This is a genomic window from Porphyromonas endodontalis, assembly GCF_052173515.1.
Taxonomy (GTDB): domain Bacteria; phylum Bacteroidota; class Bacteroidia; order Bacteroidales; family Porphyromonadaceae; genus Porphyromonas; species Porphyromonas endodontalis_A.
On the sequence record NZ_JBQMYL010000005.1, the window covers coordinates 131,330 to 151,424 of the forward strand.

General features: G+C 49.1%; 12 protein-coding genes. 4 read left to right on the top strand and 8 right to left on the bottom strand.

Going from position 1 to position 20,095, the window contains the following annotated elements; translation table 11 throughout:
- Positions 1-11: 11 nt before the first annotated feature.
- Both pheS and gap read right to left on the bottom strand, forming a co-directional pair.
- On the bottom strand, positions 12-1,034 hold the full coding sequence (pheS, locus tag ACTTHR_RS03980) for a phenylalanine--tRNA ligase subunit alpha (RefSeq protein ID WP_004333079.1): 1,023 nt from the start codon (positions 1,032-1,034) through the stop codon (positions 12-14).
- Between the two features lie 317 nt (positions 1,035-1,351).
- Complete coding sequence (gene gap, locus ACTTHR_RS03985) at positions 1,352-2,356, bottom strand: type I glyceraldehyde-3-phosphate dehydrogenase (RefSeq protein WP_004333057.1); 1,005 nt, start codon at positions 2,354-2,356, stop codon at positions 1,352-1,354.
- A gap of 384 nt (positions 2,357-2,740) precedes the next feature.
- Here gap and rsmG point away from each other — a divergent pair, with 384 nt between their 5' ends.
- The 3 genes from rsmG to gcvP all read left to right on the top strand — a co-directional run bounded on the left by rsmG (position 2,741) and on the right by gcvP (position 7,057).
- Complete coding sequence (rsmG, locus tag ACTTHR_RS03990; protein ID WP_281677697.1) at positions 2,741-3,382, top strand: 16S rRNA (guanine(527)-N(7))-methyltransferase RsmG; 642 nt, start codon at positions 2,741-2,743, stop codon at positions 3,380-3,382.
- 16 nt (positions 3,383-3,398) lie between these two features.
- On the top strand, positions 3,399-4,052 hold the full coding sequence (locus ACTTHR_RS03995) for an MBL fold metallo-hydrolase (protein ID WP_442605269.1): 654 nt from the start codon (positions 3,399-3,401) through the stop codon (positions 4,050-4,052).
- Positions 4,053-4,165: 113 nt separating this feature from the next.
- On the top strand, positions 4,166-7,057 hold the full coding sequence (gene gcvP, locus ACTTHR_RS04000; protein WP_442605270.1) for an aminomethyl-transferring glycine dehydrogenase: 2,892 nt from the start codon (positions 4,166-4,168) through the stop codon (positions 7,055-7,057).
- A gap of 211 nt (positions 7,058-7,268) precedes the next feature.
- Here gcvP and ACTTHR_RS04005 read toward each other — a convergent pair whose 3' ends face one another.
- Both ACTTHR_RS04005 and ACTTHR_RS04010 read right to left on the bottom strand, forming a co-directional pair.
- Positions 7,269-8,309 carry a ribonucleotide-diphosphate reductase subunit beta gene (locus ACTTHR_RS04005; protein ID WP_281677690.1) on the bottom strand — a complete coding sequence of 347 codons (1,041 nt, stop codon included), beginning with the start codon at positions 8,307-8,309 and terminating at the stop codon, positions 7,269-7,271.
- A gap of 36 nt (positions 8,310-8,345) precedes the next feature.
- Positions 8,346-10,850 (bottom strand): ribonucleoside-diphosphate reductase subunit alpha, encoded by a 2,505-nt coding sequence (locus tag ACTTHR_RS04010; protein WP_442605271.1) that lies wholly within the window; start codon positions 10,848-10,850, stop codon positions 8,346-8,348.
- A gap of 179 nt (positions 10,851-11,029) precedes the next feature.
- Here ACTTHR_RS04010 and ACTTHR_RS04015 point away from each other — a divergent pair, with 179 nt between their 5' ends.
- Positions 11,030-11,689, top strand: coding sequence for a class I SAM-dependent methyltransferase (locus ACTTHR_RS04015; RefSeq protein WP_442605272.1), 660 nt, complete (start codon positions 11,030-11,032; stop codon positions 11,687-11,689).
- 65 nt (positions 11,690-11,754) lie between these two features.
- Here ACTTHR_RS04015 and ACTTHR_RS04020 read toward each other — a convergent pair whose 3' ends face one another.
- From ACTTHR_RS04020 to ACTTHR_RS04035, 4 genes are all read right to left on the bottom strand, one after another.
- Entirely contained in the window at positions 11,755-14,835 is a 3,081-nt protein-coding gene (locus ACTTHR_RS04020) for a type III restriction-modification system endonuclease (protein WP_442605273.1), read from the bottom strand.
- A complete protein-coding gene (locus ACTTHR_RS04025; protein WP_442605274.1) occupies positions 14,825-15,826 on the bottom strand; it encodes a virulence RhuM family protein in 1,002 nt (333 codons plus the stop codon). The genes ACTTHR_RS04020 and ACTTHR_RS04025 overlap by 11 nt, the downstream gene beginning before the upstream one ends.
- 6 nt (positions 15,827-15,832) lie before the next feature.
- Positions 15,833-17,824, bottom strand: coding sequence for a site-specific DNA-methyltransferase (locus ACTTHR_RS04030; protein WP_442605275.1), 1,992 nt, complete (start codon positions 17,822-17,824; stop codon positions 15,833-15,835).
- A gap of 553 nt (positions 17,825-18,377) precedes the next feature.
- Positions 18,378-20,095 (bottom strand): phosphoethanolamine transferase (locus tag ACTTHR_RS04035; RefSeq protein ID WP_442605276.1); only part of this gene is annotated, 1,718 nt, incomplete at its 5' end.

Consider the following 20,095-nt stretch of genomic DNA (forward strand, 5'->3'; position numbering starts at 1 on the left):
CCCCTCTTTCTTTAGTGCACTCCTTGGAATTGCGTGAGGAAACGCTTGTCGTTTTCGGAGAAGAGACGGAGGTCCTTTGCTCGATACTTGAGGTTGGTAATACGCTCCACTCCCAAACCAAAAGCGTAACCGCTGTACTCCTCAGGGTCTATTCCGCTCTCGCGAAGGACGTTGGGATCGACCATTCCACAGCCCAAGATTTCTACCCAGCCGGTGTGCTTACAGAAGGCACATCCCTCTCCTCCACAGATATTACAGCTTATATCCATCTCGGCACTTGGCTCCGTAAAGGGGAAGTAACTCGGGCGCAAACGGATTTTCGTATCGGGGCCAAATAGCTCACGAGCGAAGTAAAAAAGAACTTCTCGAAGGTCGGCAAACGAGACGTTCTTATCAATATAAAGCCCCTCGATCTGATGGAAGAAACAATGCGCACGAGCCGAAATCGCTTCGTTGCGATACACACGACCCGGACAAATAACACGTATAGGAGGCTTAGTTGTTTGCATCACACGCACCTGTACCGAAGAGGTGTGCGTACGCAATAAAACATCCGGATTACGCTCTACAAAGAAGGTATCCTGCATATCGCGCGCAGGGTGATCCGGAGCAAAATTGAGGGCGGAGAAAACATGATAGTCGTCTTCGACCTCCGGCCCCAAAGCGATACTAAAACCTAGTTTTGCGAAAATCTGTATGATCTCCTCACGCACTAGGGTCAAAGGATGACGCCCCCCGATACTGGCAGGATAAGCCGAGCGCGAGAGATCAAGATGCTCAGCCGTCTCCTCCGTTTGTAGGGCATCACGCAAAGCATTGATGTGCTCTGTGGCCAGCGTCTTTACCTCATTGATAAGTGCCCCCAAGGTGCGTTTTTCTTCATTGGGCACACTCTTAAATTCCTCAAAAAGAGAGGGGATAATCCCTTTCTTGCTGAGATACTTAATGCGTAGCGCCTCCACCTCTTCGTGGCTCTTGGCGTGCTGTGAGCGCACCTCCTCCTGGAGGGCTTTGATTTTTTCTGCTAAAGACACGTGCTTCGCTTCTATTAATGAGAGAGTTAGAAATCCTTCTATTATACCATGGGGAGGCTCAAAAGAGTGCGGCACTAAGACCAAAGAAAGCGAGATAAACAACTCAACTCTACCCTTCGCCTCTCGCGGCAATTGCCACCCCCTACTCCCGAATGATATAAATCAAAGACCCGGAGGGATCCTCTCCCTCTATATGAGCATCTGTAGAACAGAGTGCGCTATCCACAGACGATCCCTCCGGGCTTTTCTTGAGAAACCGGTGCTATGGCTCCGCGACTATTCAGCCCCTCAAAGCCATCTACACCCTATTGTCTCGCTTAGGCGTTTACCTTAGCCATGTGTGCGATGAGGCAGAGTACCTTATTAGAGTAGCCCCACTCGTTGTCGTACCAAGATACAACCTTTACAAACTTATCGGTAAGGGCGATACCTGCCTTTGCGTCAAAGATAGAAGTGCGGGGGTCTGTGGTGAAGTCGGTAGATACCACCATTTCTTCCGTATAACCGAGGATACCCTTGAGTTCGCCTTCCGAAGCTTTCTTAACAGCAGCGCAAATTTCGTCATAAGTAGCACCCTTCTTGAGGCTTACCGTGAGGTCTACTACAGATACGTCCATTGTGGGAACACGGAACGACATCCCGGTAAGTTTGCCATTAAGCTCGGGGATAACCTTACCCACAGCCTTAGCAGCACCTGTAGAAGAGGGGATGATATTGCCCAATGCAGAGCGACCACCGCGCCAGTCTTTGTTGCTGGGGCCGTCTACTGTTTTCTGTGTAGAAGTAGCAGCGTGTACCGTAGTCATAAGCCCCATTTCGATGCCAAAGTTATCGTTAAGCACCTTTGCAAGAGGAGCAAGACAGTTTGTTGTACAAGAAGCATTAGATACAAACTGAGTACCCTTCTTATAAGTATCGAGGTTTACACCCGTTACAAACATAGGGGTATCATCCTTAGAGGGAGCAGACATTACCACGTACTTAGCACCAGCCTTGATGTGCCCTTCGCTCAACTCCTTGGTCAAGAAACGTCCTGTAGACTCAACCACATAGTCAGCACCTACAGCACCCCAATTGATGAGGGCGGGCTCTTTTTCGGCGGTAACACGGATCTTGCGACCATTCACCACAAGCATACCATCTTCTGCACTTACAGTTCCTTCAAACTTACCATGCACAGAGTCGTACTTGAGCATGTACGCCATGTAATCTACCTCAATGAGGTCGTTAATAGCTACAACTTCGATGTCGTCTCTAAGAAGAGATGCTCTGAATACAAGACGACCGATTCGACCAAAACCGTTAATACCTACTTTAATCATTATGCTTTCTATTTAGTGTATGAAATATCTTTTCCATAGAGACTAGACAACAAGACTGGCATTCGGATCCGCCAATCCATGCCCTCGTAACCATCTGCCACAACCATCATATGGACTGTAACTCAAGTATCTGCTGCTCTCTCCACAAAGGTACTAAATCTTTAGTGACCAAGCCATCCCGAAGCCTCGGATACAGAAAAATTACAATCCCTTAGCACAAGGGGTAAAAATACTTTCCCCAAAAGAGAGGAGAAGATAGTTTTTTGCAAAGGCTCTTAACTAGGTGCGAATATGTAATTCTTTGCCCTATATAACTCGTCTCAATTGCGGGAGATAGCGTATATTTGCGGTAGATATCTGAGTAATCTTTCAAGATTCAGCAAAATGACACCCGAGGAGCAATTAGCATTACTCTACCAAAAGTTTCCGGAAGTAAATGAGCAACAACGCGAGCAGTTTGCGGCTCTTTGGGAGCTTTATACAGACTGGAATAGCAAGATCAATGTAATCTCGCGCAAGGATATAGACAACCTCTATATGCACCACGTGTTGCACTCCCTCGGGGTTACAAAGATGCTGCATTTTACGGCAGGGAGTCATGTAATTGACGTAGGTACGGGAGGAGGATTCCCAGGCATCCCACTGGCAATACTTTTCCCCGAAGTGCAGTTTACGCTCGTAGATAGCATTGGCAAAAAAGTACGTGTTGCGCAATCTGTTGCCGAGTCTCTGGGCTTACAAAATGTTACAACACATCACATCCGTATAGAGGAGCTTCGGGAGAAGTGCGACTTTGTAGTCACCCGTGCTACCATGCTCTTAGGCGAACTGGTCAAACTCACACGCCACCTTTTTTCTCGAGAAGGGCACAACGCCCTCCCCAATGGCATCATTGCCCTCAAGGGTGGGAACCTAGAAGGAGAGTGTACCGCCTACAAAAACAGGGTAATAGTAGAGGATCTCTACCCCTTCTTCCCCGATGAATACTTCCGAGAGAAGCGAGTGCTTTACCTCCCCATGCAGTGATATTCTCAAATAAATTATGGCTCTAGAAGTACATACCTTCAGCTTCAATTTCGTACAGGTTAATACCTACCTCTTGGTTGATAAAGCAACCCGAGAAGCTGCTATTATAGACTGCGGTTGCATGGTACCTGCCGAAGAAAATATACTCTCTTCTAAGGTAGAAGAGCTCAATGCTACCCCCACCCTACTCATCGCCACTCACCTGCATTTCGACCACGTTTGGGGCGTTCCCTTTGCTGCCCAAAAGTGGGGTCTCACCCCTCGCGCTCACCGTGTAGAGATAGAGAAGATGCCCCCCTTTGAGGAGCAAATGCGCGCGTTTGGGATGCCTCCCATGCCCGAGCGCCACGACCTCCCCTACCAGCCTTTTGAGACAGGCGATAGACTAAAGCTGGGAGAGACTCACCTAGAAGTCCTTTTCGTACCGGGGCACACTCCGGGGCATGTAGCCTTTTACGAACCCCAACAACACCTCCTATTCGCCGGCGATGTACTCTTTGCCGGAGGAGACATAGGGCGTACCGATCTACCGGGAGGGAGCTATACCACTCTTATTAATAGCATAAAAACGCAGTTGATGCCCCTTAACGACGATACCATTGTCTACTCGGGGCATGGACCTCAGAGCACCATCGGTTTTGAGCGGAGGGCGAATAGCTATATTCAATAAAGCCCATAGATTAGAAAGCAGCCATGGAGAAGAGGTTATATCCCACCCCACAACACCGAGTACACCGTGACTCGTCCTCAAGAAAATAAAAACTCTAAATCATAATAGTCAGTATGGATACGAATAAGTTTTCTACGCGGCACATAGGTATTTCCGACAAGGATTTACCCGAGATGCTTGCGGCCGTTGGCGTAAAGTCTGTAGACGAACTCATGCACCAAGTCTACCCCGAGAATATTTTTCTCAAGGAGCAGATCAATATCCCCGAAGCCATGACGGAGCGAGAGCTTGCAGAGCATCTTGCCGAGCTTGCCTCTAAGAACAAACCCTTCACTTCTTATATAGGTCAGGGGTGGTACGACACGGTTACTCCGGCTCCTATCCAGCGCAATGTGCTCGAGAACCCCGTTTGGTACACCTCCTACACGCCCTATCAGGCCGAGGTTTCGCAGGGTCGCCTTGAGGCACTTTTCAACTTCCAAACGGTTATCAGCGAACTTACATCACTCCCGCTTACCAACTGCTCGCTCCTCGACGAAGCAACAGCAGGAGCTGAGGCTGCCATGCTGCTTTTCAACGAACGTAGCCGCGCTCAAGTAAAAGCCGGAGCAAATATCATCTTTGTAGATAAGCGCGTTTTTGAGACCACGCAAGCTGTAATCCGCACACGTGTAGAACCCCAAGGGATGAAACTTGTGGTGGGAGACTACCAAACCCTCGAGTTTACCCCCGATATCTTCGGAGTTATCATACAATACCCCGACTCGGTAGGAGCTATCAACAACTACGAAGATTTTGTAGCCAAAGCCAAGGCAAATGGTTCCACGGTAGCCGTGGCTGCCGACCTTATGAGTCTCGTGATGCTCACCCCTCCCGGAGAGTGGGGTGCTGACGTTGTTTTCGGCTCGGCTCAACGCTTTGGTATCCCCATGTACTTCGGCGGTCCCTCTGCCGGTTACTTGGCTTGCCGTATGGAATACAAACGCGAGATCCCCGGACGTATCATTGGTATCTCTAAGGATGCTTACGGGCACCCCGCGTACCGCTTGGCACTCCAGACTCGTGAGCAACACATCAAACGCGAGAAGGCAACCTCAAATATCTGTACAGCACAGGCACTCCTTGCCACGATGAGCGGATTCTATGCCGTATATCATGGCGCCGAAGGGCTCAGAAACATTGCTCGCCGCATCCATAGCTATGCCGGCTATTTGGCTGCAATGCTCGAGAAGTTGGGCTACAAGCAGTACAACAAAGACTACTTCGATACCCTTATCATTGGGCTACCCGAGGGGGTAAGCATGGAGCGACTTCGCGAGATTGCTCTCGACTGCCGCATCAACCTTCGCTACTTCGCTTGCTGCACCTGTGTAGGTATCAGTATTGACGAAACCACCCTACCCTCCGACTTGGGTGTGCTCGGATATGTTTTTGCAGAGGCTGCCGGCAAAGAGGCGCCCGAAGTGGACAACGTACCCCAAGATACCCTCTATGTGGATAAGAAGTGGCAACGCACAAGCGACTTCTTGCAGCACGAGGTGTTCAACAGCTACCACACAGAAACGGAGCTAATGCGTTATATCAAACGCCTCGACCGCAAAGATATTTCGCTCGCACACTCTATGATTTCGCTCGGCTCTTGCACCATGAAGCTCAATGCCGCAAGCGAACTCTTTGCCCTCAGCAACCCCTACTTCGCCAATATCCACCCCTACGCTCCCGAAGATCAGGTAGAGGGATATACCGAAATGCTCGACAATCTTGCCGAGTACCTCGCTAAGATCACAGGATTCGACGCTACGTCTCTCCAACCCAACTCGGGTGCAAGTGGCGAGTACACAGGGCTACGCACCATCCGTACCTACCTCGAAAGCATCGGGCAGGGGCATCGTGACGTAGTGATTTTACCGGCTTCTGCTCACGGAACCAACCCTGCAAGTGCCGTACAATGCGGCTATAAGACTGTAATTGTAAAGACCGACGAGCGTGGTAATGTAGACTGGGACGACTTTATGGTGCAGACCGAAGCCCACAAGGATCAGATCGCAGCCATGATGATTACCTATCCCAGTACGCATGGTATCTTCGAGACCAACATTATAGACCTATGCCAACGCATCCACGACTGTGGCGGGCAGGTTTATATGGACGGAGCCAACATGAATGCCCAAGTAGGCTATACCAATCCCGGCTTCATCGGGGCGGACGTATGCCACCTCAACCTACATAAGACCTTTGCTATCCCCCACGGTGGTGGCGGTCCCGGTGTAGGACCTATCTGTGTACGCGCTCATCTCGCTCCCCATCTCCCCAAGCATGTAGTTCGCTTTGGCGATGGCAGCAACCAAGTATCCGCAGCCCCCTACGGCTCCGCAGGGGTACAGGTGATTACCTACAGCTACATTCGTCTCCTCGGTATTGAGGGGCTTCGTGAGGCTACGGCTATGGCGATCCTCAATGCCAACTACATGGCATCACGCTTCAAAGACACCTACGGCATCGTCTATACCGGTGCTACGGGTCGTGTCGGGCATGAGCTCATCCTAGAGTGCCGCAAGGTAAAAGAAGAAACCGGAGTAGACGAAAACGATATCGCTAAGCGTCTGATGGACTTTGGCTACCACGCTCCTACGCTCTCTTTCCCCGTACATGGCACGCTTATGGTAGAGCCCACCGAGAGCGAAAGCAAGGCCGAACTCGACCGCTTCTGTGAGGTAATGGATTGCATCTACCAAGAGGCGCAAGAGATCGCCCAAGGTAAGGCCGATAAGGAAGACAACGTACTCAAGAATGCACCTCACCCCCAATACGAAATTGTGGCTGACGAGTGGAAGCACAGCTATTCGCGCCAGAAGGCCGCTTTTGCCCTCCCCTTCTTGCAGGATAATAAGTTCTGGATCAATGTAGCCCGCGTAGACAACGGCTATGGCGACCGCAACCTCGTGCCCACGATGTGCGCTTGCGATGAGTTCTTTGCTAAGCTCAAAGAGGAGCAAGCGAAGTAATTTTCTCCCGCTTTCTCCCCTACTTTGCCATATAAAGTAGGAAGAGAATCCATAAAAGATAGCCCACTAGAGGAAATCCTTTAGTGGGCTTTTTGTGTGCCAAGGCACACTTATAAAAAACGAAATATAGGGTCTCTCGGAGCTACAAAGGCGGCAAGAGGGCGGTACTTCTTTTGGGGAAGTAAAGCCTCGCCGGCGGTAGCCGCTGAGATTAGAGGTCGTCTTCTATGGAAGCACTCTTGGCATAAGCACTCGGCTTTGCCTCGAAGAAGTCAGTCTTGATTAGGTTCGAATTGCTGTACTGCGATACCCAACTCATGCTGGCAGGCTCCTCTTCGTGCCCCGGGAATATCACCCCAAGACCCAAATTGGCACTGCGCAAATTCGCTAGATACATAATATAGTCACTCACCATTTGCGAGGTCAGCCCTTCTATCTCGTCGCCAATTACGTACTTACCCCAAGCGATCTCCTGCAAAGCACCCTCCCGAATCATCTCTAGGAACTCCGCCTCACGCTCGGGCGTGAATAGCTCGGGTTGCTCTCGCCTTAGCTCCAGTATCATAGAGCGGAAGAGCCACAGGTGGGTATTCTCATCGCGGTTGATGTAGCGAATCTCCTGCACTGAGCCCGGCATCTTACCCATGCGACCGAGGTTGTAGAAGAACATAAATCCCGAATAGAAATAGACCCCTTCGAGGATGTAGTTTGCGACCATTGTACGCGCCAATTGATCGGGGGTTTTGTGGAGCTGGAAGTCGTTGTATATATCCCCAATGAACTTATTTCTTCGCAAGAGATGCTCATCGTCGCGCCACTGGTATAGGATAGAAGTACGCTCCTCGGGCGAACAGATCGTATCGAGCATATAGCTGTAACTCTGCGAGTGAACCGCCTCTTGGAAGGCTTGAATCGTAAGGCAAAGGTTTACCTCATTGGCCGTAATGTATTCGCCCACATTGGGCAGGTTGGCTGTCTGGATGCTATCAAGGAAAATCAAAAACGAGAGTATCTTGTCGTAGGCCGTCTTCTCGGCTTTGCTCAAAATACGATAGTCTTTGACATCCTGACTGAGGTTAATCTCCTCGGGGATCCAGAAGTTATTCATTGCCGTGCGGTACCAATTCGATACCCACGGGTACTTTATGTTGTTGAAGTCGTTTAGGTTGGTCGTATTGCCATTGATGAGCCGACGCTTCGAGAGTTCTATATCGCCATTCTCATTAAAGAGAGCCTTCTTTTTGAGATCCATAAGAGGGGGTGTATTTATGTAAGAGGAAAGGATTTGTTAAGCCGAACAGGTTTCGCACGCCTCCACCTCTAGGGCGAGACTGCGGATATAGTAGAGGGTCTTTACTCCCTCGTGCCACGCACGGAGGTAGAGATCACGGATGCCCCCAAAGGTAATATCTTGGGTTATGTAGAGATTAACGCTCTGGGATTGATCGAGGTGACGCTGGCGAATACCGGCTGCATCCACCACCCATTTCTGATCGATCTGATGCGCTGTTTTGTAGAGCCAGAAGGTCTCGTCGGAGAGATCCGGAGCCACACGAGGCACAATCGAACCCTTCTTTTCTTCGAGGAAGAAGCGGTTCATAATGGGGTCGATACCAGCCGTTGTACCGGCAATGATAGAGGTCGAACTTGTGGGAGCAATAGCCATGAGATAGGCGTTGCGCATACCCAACTCTGCCACCTGTGCAGCAAGTTTTTGCCATCGTTCGCTCGTGTAGTTGCGCTTTGCAAAGTATTGCCCCGTTTGCCAATCACTCCCCGCAAAGCGAGCATATTGCCCCTTCTCGGCAGCGAGGAGAGACGAAGCCTCTATCGCATAGTAATTAATCTGCTCGTATAGCTTATCCATAAAGCTGAGGTGCTCTTGGCTCTCCCAAGCAATACCGCGCTTAGCAAGTAGATGGTGATAGCCGCTACTACCCAACCCGATGGGGCGCATCTTTAAGTTGGTAATCTCGGCATAGGGGATGGGGTAGAAGTTGAGATCGATCACGTTGTCAAGCGCGCGCACGATGGTATGCACCGTGTCTCGCAACTCGGTTGCACTCTCCGTATCAATATTCCCCAATACGAGAGACGCCAAGTTGCAAACTACGAAATCGCCGGCAATAGTCTTCTCTATAACTACCTCTTCGCCCTCCTCCAACACTACGGTTTGCTGCTTGAGGCGGATCTCGCTCTGCGATTGAGCAATCTCGCTACAGAGGTTGGAGCAATAGACGATACCGCAATGGCCGTTGGGATTCATGCGGTTCACTGTATCCCTATTGAATATAAAGGGAGTACCGGTCTCCACTGCGCTCTTGATGATGAGGCGCAGCATATCTTTGATGGCAATGGGGCGTTTGGCCAATCGGCTGTCTTGCAAGCACTCCTTGTAGCGGCGCGTCCACTCATCGCCCCAATAGTCTTCGAGGGCATACCCCTTGACCGAAAGCACCTCGTGAGGGCAGAGCATGTACCACGTACTATTGGGGTCTTCTTCCAGCTGCTGCCAAAAGAGATCCGGAATACAAACACCGGGGAATACATCATGTGCCTTCATGCGATCATCCCCATTATTGGTACGAATTTGGAGGAACTCGGGCATATCTCGATGCCATATATCAAGGTAGAGGGCAACAGAGCCTTGGCGCACGCCCAACTGATCCACCGCAATGGCGGTATCATTGGCGAGCTTCACCCACTTGAGAACACCGCCTGCTACACCCTTAAAGCCTCGTATATCGCTCCCTACGGCACGGACTTTACCCAGGTAAATACCCATGCCTCCTCCGTACTTAGAAACTTGGGCAAAGTTGTCTATCGTACGATAGATACCGATAAGGTTATCCGGCATCACATCAATAAAACAACTCGAGAGCTGACTAAGGGGCTTACGGGCATTGCTCATCGTGGGCGTTGCCATAGTCACCTTTAGTTGGGAGAGAATATCATAAATCTTCGTTGCCCATTGCACTCTATGCCGCTCGGGCATCGCAAGGTGCATGGCAATACCCATAAACATCTCTTGCGGACTCTCCAAAATAATATGGTCGCTAGAGTGGATGAGGTATCGCTTGGCAATAAGATGTAAACTACTATAAGTTAAGAGGTTGCTACGGCTATTGTCTATTACTTTGGCCAGTTCGTCAATCTCCTCTTTGGTGTAATGCTCTAGGATATAACGCCCATAAAGCCCCTCTTCTGTGAGGAACTTTATTTTTGCATAAAAGCCCGATAGGTGGTACTTCTCTTCCACCTTTTCTAAGCCCTTACGCAGCTCTAACCCTAGAAAGCGTGCCGCTATAAACTCCCATTTGGGAGCCTCGGGGGTAATCAGCTCCACGGCAGCCTTGGTAAGCATCTGCAACGGCTCTGCCCCCTCTTTGTAGAAGGCATAAAACTTGGCATAGAGGAGATCTAAGGCATAAGCAGCCCCCGTGTATTGCTCTTGCAGCTCTTTGAGTAGGGAGATCACCTCCTCATCGGCAATATAGTGGCGGAAGCGATTGATCACCTCACGCGCTTCGCTGTGCTTCGTTCGATAGAGGATATAAGCCTTAGCCACCTTATAGTAGCCACTAGCCATCAAGCGCGTTTCTACAATGTCTTGCACCATTTCTACCTCAACAGCTTCGGGAGAGCCAATCTCCGTAAGGATGCTTTCGCACAGAGCATTAAGCTCGGCAGGGGTAACACGTGTTTCGGTAGCTCGGAAGGCTCTACGCAGGGCATTCTTAATCTTCTCAACAGAGAAAGATTCGACTTGCTTATTTCGCTTAATTATCTTCATCGAATAGGGTTCTATATTTCGAACAAAGGTACTTCTAACTCCCCCCTCCTCGTATAGACAAAATCTATCGCTACATAAAGAGAACTAATATACAAAAACGCTCCCCTAACGAGATTTGGGTATTGCAGCATTGTGGGAAATCAAGTACTATTGCGGTAGAAATAAATGGAAGAAAAGCCATGAGCAATCAAAAGAACGCCTATGCCAAGCTGATGAATCGATACGATGATGTCCTTACGGGGCGACGCTGGTGGTCGTGGCTCTATATGCATGGTATTTGGCACACAGACGACAACCAAATAGCACGCGAAGTACTCGCTACACTCCCCGACGTCTTCTCGGGAAAACTTCTCGACGTACCCATAGGCACTGCCGTATTCACCCACCAAAAGTATAGTCTACTGAAGCAAGCCCAGATCGTCGGACTCGACTACTCCCCTCAGATGCTGGAGATAACTCGCGCTCGCTACAACGGAAAAATACCCCACAATCTAGAGTTAGTACAAGGCGATGTAGGTGCCCTCCCCTTTGAGGATGCCTCCTTCGATGCCGTACTATCCATGAATGGAATCCATGTCTTCCCCGATAAGGAGCGCGCCCTTAGCGAAATGTATCGTGTGCTGAAGCCCGGAGGGATTTTCTTTGGATGCCTATATGTAAAAGGGATGCGCCCAGTAGCAGATTGGTTTGCCCGCAACATACTAGAGAAGAAGGGCTTCTTTATGCCGCCCTACTTCACCCCTACGGAGTTTCACGAGCGACTCGCCGCACTCTATGGCTCCGAGGTAGAGGTCAAGGCACCCTGCACCGTTGCCACCTTCCGCTGCACGAAGAGATAGCTCCCTCAACCCCAGCACCTCTCCCAACGAAAAAGACGTCTCCGACTCTGTCATTTCATCCCGCTTTATTTCATTACCTTATCGTACAATGTCTTATAATCCTTTACCACGCCATACACCACATTACCTCCTTGGCTAATAGCCTCGAAGTGGCGAGCGGCACATTCAAGTTTGACATCTTCTGCCCCACGGAGTTGCGAGCGTTGCCACTCGTTACCCTTGGTCTCGGCAATGAAGTAGATGTGCTTCACAGTGCCTTCGTTGAAGGCAATTGCCCAGTCGGGGTTGTGGTGTCCCATTGGCGTGTTGATATAAAATCCACGTGGCAGCTTGGTATAGACAGCGACTTCGTCGTGGGTCTCCAAAGCCTCGGCAAAGCGTTTTTCCACGCCCTCACTATCTACCACCACAAGGTCGTAGAGCGATTTGGTACTCTCAATAGCATTGATGCCAATCTTGCCACGCAGAGTATCTTCGGTAAAGATGTCCACGTCATAAGTATTGTTGGTGCGCTCATAGCATATCTTTTGTACTACCGCAATCGCCTTTTCATCGTTGATAATGTTGGCCGTCTTACGAATAAACTCCTCGGGATTCATCTTAAACTGGTGAAATGTTGCAGGCTTAATGCCTTTCAGAATTGCCACGATAGTTTTACGGGTCAGCCCAGTGTCGGCTACCAGTCTTCCAATCAAGTCGTATGCCACACCCGAACCTACTGTTTCACACACATTGTAAGTGTGAACTTTCTCCTGTACCATCGCTGTCCCTGCTTCCAACGATTCTTTGTCGCGTATTGCGTCCATGCGTCCTTCTTCCACCACCATACGAATTTCTGTTACGCTGAGGTGCTTGTCGATAGCTTCTATCGCCTTACGTCTAAGGTCTAAGGTCTCAAAGTCCACCTTATAATAGGTCTTGACATTGATACGCTTCCACAGCTCCTGGAACTGTTTCTTCTTGAACTGCTCTTCTTGGAATTTGGCTTCTTTGGGTTTGCGTGCATCGTCTATTTTGATTGCCTTCGGATTGAATACGTTATCCAAGGTTTGGGCAATACCCTCTTTGATACCATCAAACTGGTCCCCGAAGTTAAGTGTTTCGTCTTGTTTTCCCTCAAAGTAGGTGTCTGTCAGCTTGCCATCGTCATCCACATAGTCACGCTTGATGAGTTGATTGTAAATCTTGCGCGCATCGTCAGTAGTTATTTTTAGCTTCGCCCCTTCTGCTGTCTCAAACACCCTGTTCTCAAAAAGTGCTGGGGTAATCACAACCGGGCGGTCGCTAACTACCTCGGCAATCTCGTGTTGCAACTGCCTGGAGAACTGTTCATAGCTCTCGCTGGCTATCACGGTCAGCACATTGGTGTCAAACACGCTGTTCCCCAGAACATCGGCATCTTGTCGCTCTCCATCCTTGTTCACACAAAGGCGCATACCACGTCCCACCTCCTGCCGCTTATTGGTCTCGTTGGCACTGTTCTTCAATGTACAAATTTGGAATACATTGGGATTATCCCATCCTTCGCGCAAGGCTGAGTGAGAAAATATAAAACGTGTAGGCTCGTCGAAGCTCAACAACCGTTCCTTATCTTTCATAATCAGGTCATAAGCACTCTCGTCGCTGCTGCTCGCCTCGCCACGTTTTATCTTCGAGTCGATAAACTTGCCTTTCTTATCTTTTGAAAAGTAGCCATTATGAACCTGCTCTGCCGAGAAGCGTGACAGATAGCGTGTGTAAGCCTCATCGGTAAAGGTGGCCTGCAACTCTTGCAACATTCTCTGGTATTCTTCCTCAAACATCTCGGCAAACTTACCTTTGCCCTGTGCGCCGTCGTCGTAGGTACGATAATTTTCCACATGGTCGATGAAGAACAAGCTCAACACCTTGATCCCTTTTGGGAAAAGTTGCCGTTCACGTTCCAAATGTGTCTTGATCGTCTCGCGAATCTGTATTCTACGCATCACATCCTCGGTAGCCTTGCCCTGCGAATCTCCCTCATAAAGCAATATGCCGTTGAGAAGTCTCACACTGCCGGTACGTCCGTCTATACGCTCCACCACGTAGTGGTCGCGATACTCCGCCAACTTTCCGCTCTGCTCGTATAGATCGAAACCTTCATTTACAAGTTTGGTTGTTTGGCGCACATTACCTGTACTGCCAATGATGTCGTAGGTAATACGCGCTTGTGGATTCCTACCCCTACTCACCACAACCTCGTCAAGATAGAGAAAACCATTGGTAGCGGTGCTTCCCACTTGGCGGATACCCTTTACCTCAATCTTCTTGACCAGCTTTTTATTGTAGGCGTCAATGGCATCCAGGCGATAGATCATATTCATCACTTCGCGATGTGTTGCCGAATAGAGCAGCATGGCAAGTGGATTGAAAAGCCGGATTCCTTTTCGGGTTGCATTGCCGGCATTGGCACCGAGCACACTCTGCGGTTCATCGATAATCATCACGGGATTGGTCTTTGATAAGATGTCAATCGGACGACGGCTACCAAACTCATCACGCTTTGAGAAGATAATGCGTGCAGCAGCATCACCACTGTGTCCCTCTTGGTTTTTCTCTTCATTGAGCGACGAGTTGAAAGCCTGCGTGTTGATAATCATGGCGTGCAGGTTGTTGTCGCTGGCAAAGTTGTCTATCTTAGTGAGTTGTTTGGAGTTGTAGATGAAGTATTGCATACGTTTGCCATATTCATGGGCAAAGTGGTCTTGCATAGTCTCAAAACTCTTGTATACACCTTCGCGAATAGCCACACTCGGCACTACAATGATAAACTTGCTCCAACCATAGTGCTTGTTCAGCTCGTACATGGTCTTGATATAGGTATAGGTCTTGCCCGTACCCGTTTCCATCTCAATGGTGAGGTATATGCCCCCCTCGCCCTCTAGGTGGTCAATCGGCTTCAGACCTTGTTCTATCTGAATGGCACACACATTCTCTTTGATGTCGCTGCGGCCGACCTTAAGTGGGGCGTTACCAAACCCTTTATCGGTAAATGGCAGACTGGATTGCCCCTTGCTCGCATCCATGATATAATCAATACTATCGTGATAGGGCTGTCCTTGGAAGGCACGCACCACATTGCGGGTAGCCTCCACCTGGAATCCTTGATGTTTATATTTAATCTTCATGCTGACTATCCTTTTTATTGATATCCCCCAAGTGTTTAATCACATTGAGATAATCTCGCTCTGCGTCGCTGATGGTGCGTTGCTTATAGCGGCGATACTCATTTGTGACATGCTCCATGGCTTCATCATGCGATACGCTTCCGGCATCCTGTAAGAGTTGTTCACCTATCGTGGTGAGTATTCTATCCAGATAGTTGGCCCAATCGTTCATGGTCATGGGTTGCTCTCGTTCTGCCTGACGTTCTGCAAAGTCGAGATACCCTGACACCAACTGACCCATGGCGCGGAGTTCTTTCTCGTTGAGATAGTTTTTCGCCATGCGCGCTTCGGCCAAGGTTGGTTGAGTTCCTTTGAATGTAAGCAACCCCATAAAATCCTTTTCTGCATCAGCACGTTCCACGATGAGTTCGGCAGCCGTATGCCCGTGGATGGCATAATGGATTTTGTTTTGCACCTTTTGGAAGAATTTCTGTGATACCGACGCACGTGGGTCATAGTCGATACTAGTGGCATAAATCTCCAACACTTGCCGATATAGTACTTTCTCGGAGGCACGAATGTCACGAATGCGTTCCAATAGTTCCTTCCAATAGCCTCCACCGCCCAATTTCTTCAGACGGTCATCATCGAGCGTAAAGCCTTTGGTGATGTACTCCTTCAGACGCAAGGTCGCCCATTGACGAAAGCGAGTGGCAGTGATGCTACGCACACGATAGCCTAAGGCAATAATCATATCGAGATTGTAGAAGGTTGTCAAGTACGATTTACCATCGGCAGCAGTTGTTCGGAATTTCCGAACAACTGCCTCTTCCTGAAGTTCCCCCTCCTCGAAGATGTGCTTAATATGCTCGCTCACGTTCGACTTGCTCGTTTGATACAATTCGCACATCTGTGCTTGAGTAAGCCACAATGTTTCATCTTCAAGCTTCACATCTATCTTGGTCAAACCATCTTGACCTGTATATATCAATATCTTGTTGCTTTCGTCCATAGCCTATCAAATCACCCTGATATTCTGCATCGCCTCACTTTCGTCCCAGTCGAGTTGTTGCTTGAAGAGTTCGAAGATATTGATTTTCGTCTTGTCCTCAGCGAAGCAACTATCACGAAAGAGTACACGCAAGGGTTGTTTGCCGGCCATTGTTTTGACCACGTTCTCGGTGATGTTCTCGGCAAAGCAGGCCACGAGTCCGTTGCCGTCTACAGAGTATACCTTGCAACCGCCCACATCTTCGGTCTGCATAGGCAGCGAGAGCTGCACGCCCCACGAGAGCATAGCCCCGAAGAGCAGATCGAGGTCATTGCGGTCAGCCTTAATATTATCGGCAAAGAGGTCGAGTATCTGTTGGTCGTATTCACCGGGCTGTTTCTCCACATTCTCGTAGTTGCTGTCGGCAAGGCGAAACACACGGAAACCCGTATCGAGGTCTTGTGTGGTTAGTGGAGAATCTTCTTTGATTTTCTTTCCCGCACGGCGGATACGTTCCTTGGCTATCTCAGGGATAGTGGCATAACCCGCCTTTCGAGCTTCGCTGTCTTCGGGAGTTTCTTCGGCAAGCTGCACACAGATGTACTTACGCTTACCGCCATCTTCTGCATTCAGCTGCATCACGGCATGGGCAGTGGTAGCTGAGCCCGAGAAGAAGTCGAGGATGAGGGAGTTCTTGTCAGCCGCAACTTTACCCAAAAAGGATATTAGCTCCACTGGCTTTGGAAAATTGAAGTATCTTCCAATTTCTAAGTCTTTTAGGTTCTCTGTCCCTTGAGAATTTAAAAATTGATCTAACAATGCCTCAGGATATTTCTCGACAAAGTCAGATTGTCTTTCCTTAAGATAAACTCTGTCTTCATCAAAATAAACTTGATTATTGTTGAATCGCTCCACAAATGTACCATCTCCCCAACGCCATATCCCCAACGCCATATCCCCACGCTTTCTTGGGCGATAACATTTATATCCCTGAGCTAATAACTCAGGATTTTCAGGGTCATAGATTTGTTCAAACGGTCTGTTCAAATCATAATCAAAAAGTAACTTACAATCATTAGTCTCTTTCTTATAATAAATCGAATATCCCATTTTGGGGCGTTGCGGTAACGTATCCCCTCCTCCTTGCATTTCTAATACACGAATGCTGAAAGAGCCATCTTCATCCTTATATGGATATTTTTTTGCACTCTTTACCTTATAGCTATTGAATAGGAAATTATCTTGTGTATAAACAAGAAGATAATCAACTGTACTTATAACCCTATCTGCACCGCTATCATTTTTAGAACCTGAACTTTGCTTTCTAGTAATTGTTCCTGCAAAGTTTCTCTCACCAAACACCTCATCACACACTTTTCGCAGATTATGGACTTCGTTGTCATCAATCGAAATGAATATCACACCATCTTCTGTAAGCAACGAACGAGCCACGAGAAGGCGGCTGTACATCATCGAGCACCAGTCGGAGTGGAAGCGCCCGTTGCTGCCGAGGTTCTTGCGGTAGCGGTAGCCCTCTTCGTCCACATTGCCGGCAGCCAATTCTTCCTCGGCGGCAGAGTGTGCAAAGTCGTCGTGATAGACGAAGTCGTTGCCCGTGTTGTAGGGCGGGTCTATGTATATCATCTTCACTTTGCCCATATAGCCACGCTGCAAGAGTTTGAGCACACGCAGGTTATCACCCTCGATATAGAGGTTTTGAGTAGTGTCCCAATCTACAGAGTCTTCGGGCACGGGGCGCAAAGTGTCGGTAATAGGCACAGCCGCCTCACGGCGGGCAGCTTGTTTGCCCGGCCATGTGAACTGGTACATCTCCTCTTCCTTATCCACAGCGTTGTCGCCAAGTAGTTGGCGTAGCGTTTTGAAATTCACGACTTGCCTAACTAACCCCGTCTTTTCGTCTTTTTCTTCAGTAAAGCACGAGGGTGCGATTTGGTAGAGCGCCTCAAGGTTGAGCTGTGTGCTGTCTACCGATGTTGTTTCCAGTTTTATTGGTTTCATTCTATTTGTTATTTTATTCTTATTGGGTTGGCAAGCCACAGCTTTGCGGCCACATTGCAATACCTATGCTTTTGTAGCGCACCCCGCTTAATCCTGCCTGATTTTACTTCACACTCTTTGGCTTATTATTACCAAGCTTGCCTATACCCTCTTAGTGCTTCCTGAAAAGCCTTACGCTTTCCAAAAAATCGTCCTGATTTGCTTTACAGGAAAACTTTATTAGACATTCAATCCAGTTACGGCTTGTCCGTTTACGAAGTTAAGTATTTTCAAGCTATGAGCAAAAGCTAATAGCTTGAAAAATGCGAAAGTGTTTGCCTGAAATAAAAAAAGAAATCAGCCGGAAAGGGAGTCTCAAATCAGCTGAAAAAGTTTTACAAATCAGCCAGAAAAAAAAATCCGAAACCAGGCAGTAAACGAAAAAGCCCTCCCCCCGAAACTATCGGAGGAGGGCCTTCGTTATAATTTAGGATGCATGGCAAGGCTCCCATCCTCGAGGGAGAGAGGGCACAATCATATCCAGAAGGGGAGAAAAATGCGGGGGCTTTCCCTTTTATCGCCTAAGCACTTCGTCTGCCGAGCGTACCTGCAAGCTAGGGCTTAAATAGTAGCGAGGCTGAGGCCGGAAGGTGCTATCGCCTACCGAAATAGGGAATTGGGGTGACACCACGCCCGACAAACGCACCAGCAAGGCCGGTACTTCTGTTGCACTTATCGGCAATTGGCGATTCTTTGTAAGGGTTGCAAGGAGTTGTCTGTTGCGCTTAGCGTAAGCCTCATTATAGGAGACGAAAAGTGGAACTTCTAGCTCATCCTTTAGGGGGAACTCCGAGCCGTGCAGCTTGTGCTGTGGGTTGATCTCTCCCAACCCTTCGCCATGGTCGGGAATGTACACGAGTACGGCAGGGCGAGACAGAGAGTCTATTTTGGTTATCATTTCGTCCAAAATATAGTCGGTATAGCGAACAGTATTATCGTAACTATTGATCCGCTCTTCATGGTACATACTATTGAGAGCCTCCACCGAACGTAACCCACGAGTCGTGGGCTGGTAGACGTCGAACTCTTCCGGACAACGCGCATCATAGCGGAAGTGGCTGCCCAAAGTATGCACAACAGCAAAGGCAGCTCTATTATCCCGAACAATGGAGCGCAGATAACTCTCTAGGCGCGGAAGTAAAATCTCATCGTACGAAGAGAGGCTATTAACCTCCTTACCCGAGTAGTAATGATAGTCCGTTTGCTCCAGCCCTGCCTGCACCACCGAGAAGTCGGATGCCTGATTCCCAATCCAAGCAGTGGAGAAACCAGCCCTGTGAAAGAGGTGCATAAGCGAACCCTCATGCTGCCAACGCATAAAGTCTTCGGGGGTAGAGCGGCTAATCAGCATGGGTATAGAGAGAGAGGTCAGGTCGGCTCCCGACGCCACATCTTCAAAAAGAATAATCCGCGTTCTCTTCGAAAGAAGAGGATTCGTTTCTCGCTCGTAGCCCATTAGTTGCCAGTGCGAGGCGTTGCCGGTCTCCCCTATTACAAATATCACGATGGGGCGATCCGTGCCATAGGCAGGCGTGGTTGTAACCTCCAAGTTCCCCTCCCCAATGCGAGAAGAATAGAAAAGCTCCTGCCTCCGCACGCGTAAATAAGAAGCTGTGCTGTAGAATATATCGTAGGGAAATACCTTGACGTACTTTGCAAACGTAGAAGAGGCGGCAGAATCGATCCGCTCCAAGGCCGGCTCGTCGGAGGAAGAAAAGGGAATCCCTCTGGCAAAAAGCCCAACAGAATAGAGCACAAAAGCCCCTGCAATTCCCACTCGAACCCATTTGGAAATCGGCTTATTCCCCCTACGCCAAGAGAGCCATGCCCATAGATAAATACCCCAAACGGCGAGCACAATGGCTCCTATCAAAAGATACATCCCCCCCAATTCGCTCGCCTCTCCGGCGTTGGTCTGGAAGGTGGCTTGTATCAAACCAAACGAGACGGGAGAGCCGGCAAGAATGAGAGAAGCCAGCTCTGCCGGGAAAAATAATTGGCATACCGCTCCCAGCCACGGGGCATATTTTCGTCCCCCGACAGACGCCAACATTCCCACCAAAAGGGCAGAGAGGATAAGTATAATGGCAAGACTATAGCCACTTGATCGCACCTCCTCGTCCGCCCAAACAATCCCAATCATCGGAGCAAAACACAAAAAACCCATCACCCCGAGGGCTACATAGGGGGGCAAATAAGGGATGTGCCGAGAGAACTTCTGCCAAAGAAAAG

Coding starts and splice junctions, on each gene's coding strand:
- gap (WP_004333057.1), bottom strand. CDS start 2,356: ATGATTAAAGTAGGTATTAACGGTTTTGGTCGAATCGGTCGTCTTGTA.
- rsmG (WP_281677697.1), top strand. CDS start 2,741: ATGACACCCGAGGAGCAATTAGCATTACTCTACCAAAAGTTTCCGGAA.
- ACTTHR_RS03995 (WP_442605269.1), top strand. CDS start 3,399: ATGGCTCTAGAAGTACATACCTTCAGCTTCAATTTCGTACAGGTTAAT.
- gcvP (WP_442605270.1), top strand. CDS start 4,166: ATGGATACGAATAAGTTTTCTACGCGGCACATAGGTATTTCCGACAAG.
- ACTTHR_RS04005 (WP_281677690.1), bottom strand. CDS start 8,309: ATGGATCTCAAAAAGAAGGCTCTCTTTAATGAGAATGGCGATATAGAA.
- ACTTHR_RS04010 (WP_442605271.1), bottom strand. CDS start 10,850: ATGAAGATAATTAAGCGAAATAAGCAAGTCGAATCTTTCTCTGTTGAG.
- ACTTHR_RS04015 (WP_442605272.1), top strand. CDS start 11,030: ATGAGCAATCAAAAGAACGCCTATGCCAAGCTGATGAATCGATACGAT.
- ACTTHR_RS04020 (WP_442605273.1), bottom strand. CDS start 14,835: ATGAAGATTAAATATAAACATCAAGGATTCCAGGTGGAGGCTACCCGC.
- ACTTHR_RS04025 (WP_442605274.1), bottom strand. CDS start 15,826: ATGGACGAAAGCAACAAGATATTGATATATACAGGTCAAGATGGTTTG.
- ACTTHR_RS04030 (WP_442605275.1), bottom strand. CDS start 17,824: ATGAAACCAATAAAACTGGAAACAACATCGGTAGACAGCACACAGCTC.